This is a genomic window from Actinomycetota bacterium (assembly GCA_009923495.1).
Classification (GTDB): Bacteria; Actinomycetota; Actinomycetes; order S36-B12; family UBA5976; genus UBA5976.
On record RFTJ01000031.1, the window covers coordinates 1 to 4020 of the forward strand.

2 protein-coding genes are annotated in these 4020 nt (G+C 48.9%); both read right to left on the minus strand.

Going from position 1 to position 4020, the window contains the following annotated elements:
• Positions 1-46 precede the first annotated feature (46 nt).
• Entirely contained in the window at positions 47-1474 is a 1428-nt protein-coding gene (locus tag EBS36_07090; protein ID NBU32911.1) for a DEAD/DEAH box helicase, read from the minus strand.
• Between the two features lie 201 nt (positions 1475-1675).
• Positions 1676-3913, minus strand: a complete 2238-nt coding sequence (locus EBS36_07095) for a hypothetical protein (GenBank protein ID NBU32912.1) — start codon at positions 3911-3913, stop codon at positions 1676-1678.
• Positions 3914-4020: the final 107 nt, after the last annotated feature.

Here is a 4020-nt window from a genome sequence, read left to right on the forward strand (position 1 = left end):
TTCCAGTGCCACTGGAAGCATTCGGCTTGAATCTTAAACTCGCTCATTATTGTAGGATTTTGAATCGGTCTTTGTTGTGGTACACCCAACCCGGCTTGTATCCCATGAAGGCGATAAATTGCAGGGCTTCCTCTTTGGTCTTGCATTGTGTGTGCAATACCCAATATGGCGAAATTACCTTGGCTTTCGCAAGTTGTGCCTTTTGGTACATGGTGCTGGTCTTGGCCGCTTCCATCCCTTGGGCCTTGGTCATCAGGTGTAGGGTAACAGTTTCGGCACGCTCTTGGGGTTTGCGCTCGTACTCGTACTTGCAATGCGGGCAAACCATCACGGCAACAGGAATGAGAGCATCGCAAGCCTTGCAGTTCTTCGCTCCGCCAACGCCATCGGACTTGCGCTTGCGTTTCTTCTTCAGCGACCAATCTCGGCGAGCATCCCAAAACCCGTGGTGGTTGACGTTGTTGCCAAAGTCGAGAATTGTGAACTCTCGCTTGGTTGCGGTGACACGGGAACCACGGCCCACCATCTGCATATAGAGGGGCAGGCTTGCCGTTGCTCGGTACAGGATAACGACCTCAATGGTTGGCTCGTCAAAGCCCGTGGTCATTAAGTCGCAGTTGCACAGGATAGCATCAGGCGTGTGCTTGAACCAATCTAGCACGGCGGCACGCTCTTGCTTGCGCATATCCCCATCCACATGCCGGGCGTTATGCCCTGCAATCTGCAAAGCGTTGCAGACCTCCTTGCTCGATGCGATGTTGCTGGCAAACAGGATTGCCTTCTTGCCTTTGCAGTGGCGGCCGTAGTTCTGGACAACGCCATCGAATACCTTGCGCTTTGAGTACACCGAAGCCATCTGCTCGGTGTCGTAGTCATTGCCCTTCATGCGAATGCCCGACAAGTCCATGGTCATTCCGTAAGTTATAGGGCTTGCCAAGAACCCTTGGTCAATCAGTTCCTGCACCTGCACTGGATTGTGCAGGGCTTGGTAGAACTTGGAAAGGCACTCTTGGTTCCCACGGCGCAGGGGCGTTGCCGTGGCCCCGATGACTACGGCATTGGGGTTGATGTACGGCAGCAGTGGGTTGAAGGTCTGCTTGTGGGCTTCGTCAATGATGACCAAGTCCATCCGGTTGAGCAGGTCCGTGTATTCAATGGCATCCTTCCTACGGCTGAAGGTTTGCGCCATGGCGATGAAGCAATTTCCCGAAACATCCAGTCGGCTCTTGCTAGCTTCAATGAGCGTTGGCTTGATTCCGAACAAGTCAAGGGAACCGTTGGATTGCTTCAGCAGTTCAATGCGGTCCGTAAAGATGATGGCCTGCTTGCCTCTCTCTAAGGCCCTTGCTACCATGTAGGTGAACATAACGGTTTTGCCGCTTCCAGTAGGAGCGCATAGGATGATTCGCTTCTTGCCCGCTGCGATACTTGTCCGCATGAGGTCAATGGCTTTGGTTTGGTAGGGTCGCAACATAGTTACTGATAGTTACTGCAAAAATTGTGTAGTGACTGGGAAAATCTGCGTTTTTGATATCGCTAGGGCCATACATAGTCACATAGTCACTACATTCACTACTTTCTTATGAGTATATATAATACACACACACACGCACACACGCACACACATATATATTGCTTACAGGAAAATCGCATTTTTAGTGACTAGGTGACTATGTCAAAACGGATATCGCTTGTTATTAGCACTTTGCACATAGTCACTACTATTGGTTTTAGTGACTAGGTAATAGCATCCGCGGTTATTTCGGTCGTGCCGGCTTACCTTTTTGCATCCTATGGACTTAAGAACGGCTCCAAGTTTGTTCGGATTAATCTTTTGCTCGGTGTAGGATTCAAGGATGTTTTTGATTTCCGAGTTGGTCAGCCACTCACCACCGATGCCTTTGTTTTTGTCATCAGGCATCTCAAAGTAATTAAACAGCAATTCCTTTTCAACAGCAGGCTGGACGTTGTTGACCGTCTTTTCGTTGAGCATAGTGATTTCAGCCTTCGATAATTGCCAAGCATCAGCTCCGTGCTTTTTGTATGCTTGATAAGCTTCAACAAATAACTCGGTTTTATCAACGGCATTATAGGCATCCCAGTCAATATCGCTGACAACTATTGGGAAAATCCTGCGGTTCCCGGTCAGGTCGTTGATGACCTCCTCATCGTTGCTGGTCCCGCAAAGGACCGCATAGCGGGTAAGTTCTTCGTGGACACGGCCATAAGGCTTTCGGATGCTGAACGTTTGCTTGGATGATAGTTCCTTGAGTTTCTTTGCTTCTTGCTTGGACTTGCCGCCGAACTCGTCATCGCACAGGATTATTTTCTTACACATAAGAATTTCGTCATCTTTCCCGGCATCCAACTTGGATTCAGCGTAATAGGACCGCAGTTCAGAAGGAAGCAAGTTGCGGAAGAAATTGGTTTTGCCAATGCCTTGGTCACCGCATAGCACAAGAATGGACAAAGAATACTCTCCATGCATACTTGCAATCACGGAGCAGAGCCATTTATGAACCAAAAGTTGCATAAAGTGGTGGTCCATATTGGTCACGCTAACTGAATTGGTCAAGGATTCAATACAACCATTTGGCGTTTTATGTCCATGTTTTGCGAAAAATTGCATGAATGGGTTGTATGTCGGTGTATGGCTTGAATCGATAATCGAGTTGACCAACTGCATATTGACATCTTTCTTGCCGAACTGTTCAAGACAATCGGTGTATAGGTCATTGATGTCCACATCCGTAATAGGTTCTCCTCTTAGTTCAATGCAACGAGTTATGGCGTTGCGCTTTAAGTCAAATGACCTCAAGTAAGCCTTAATTTGCTTTAGTGGGGTGTCCTCGGTATCTGCGGATTTTAGCTCTTTTGTGTCCATTGCCATGGTATTGACAACGATTTCCTCTAACTGTTCCACGTTTATCTGGTCAATCTCACGAAGAATGCGGACCGCCGTTTCGGTGGCTGCGTTCACATCCTTTGGGCCGCCGTTGGTTCCGACCCTCATTCGATGCGACTTGGCCGTGGATACAATGTGCTTGGTTTCACGAGTTTGAATCTCGACCCCTGCATTCTTGGCAAGCCACATAAAAGATGCGAATGATACTTGGTTCTGCTTGGACTGGCAGAGTTGTTTGTACTTGCGGTCGCAGGCTTCAGCGTTGTACTTGGGGGATATTGCAGAAATACGATGGAACAGGTCCGCACCGGGTTCGTGGTACTTGGAAGCGATAGCAAAGCCAATCTTGACCCAATCAGCATAGGAATCGGTCAAGTCAATCCGCTTGGATTCCAACTGATGGAGGATATGCTCAACATCATGCTCTCCGTGCGGGTAAAATTTTGGGACCGGGTTTGCCTTGGCTTTGGGTAGGTACTGCTTGAATACCGGTACGGTCTTACTGGATATAAACGCATCGGGGTCAAAACTCACGAACCGCAAGCGGGACACATCCTTGCAGGCAGGGTCAACGATGATGTGGTACTTATCTGCCAATCGTTTCTCCAAAGCGTAGAACGCATCAAGATGACGGTCCGGCTCAATGCGGTAATATGCGGCATAACCTTGCCCTCCAGTGCTTAGGTGCAAAGCGTACAGGTGTTCATCATCTCGAATCGCCAGTACATCCACGCCTTCGTTGTCCTTAGCATCAATATCAATGCAAATGATTCCTGAATGCGTTTCAAGCCCTTCTTTGCCTTGCTTCTTGAACTTACCGCTTGGCGTTACGGCGGTGAGCCTGCGCTTGGTTTCCTCGGTTTTGGCCTTACGGTATGCCATGACCTCGGTGTAGAAGATGCCTTCTTTGATGTCTTGGATATACTGGACGAACTGCGTGTGGCTTTCCGGGACGTTGTTCCTCACGCCGCTGCCTGTGGATGCTTTGAATACTGATATTTCTGCCATGGGGTAAGATAAAAACGCCCCAACTGTTCCGGCAGCTGGGGCGAGGGGTTAGAGAATGAACCCTTTGTCTAAACACCGCATGGCCGGAAACATGAGGCGTTTATTGC

Coding starts and splice junctions, on each gene's coding strand:
- EBS36_07095 (NBU32912.1), bottom strand. CDS start 3,913: ATGGCAGAAATATCAGTATTCAAAGCATCCACAGGCAGCGGCGTGAGG.
- EBS36_07090 (NBU32911.1), bottom strand. CDS start 1,474: ATGTTGCGACCCTACCAAACCAAAGCCATTGACCTCATGCGGACAAGT.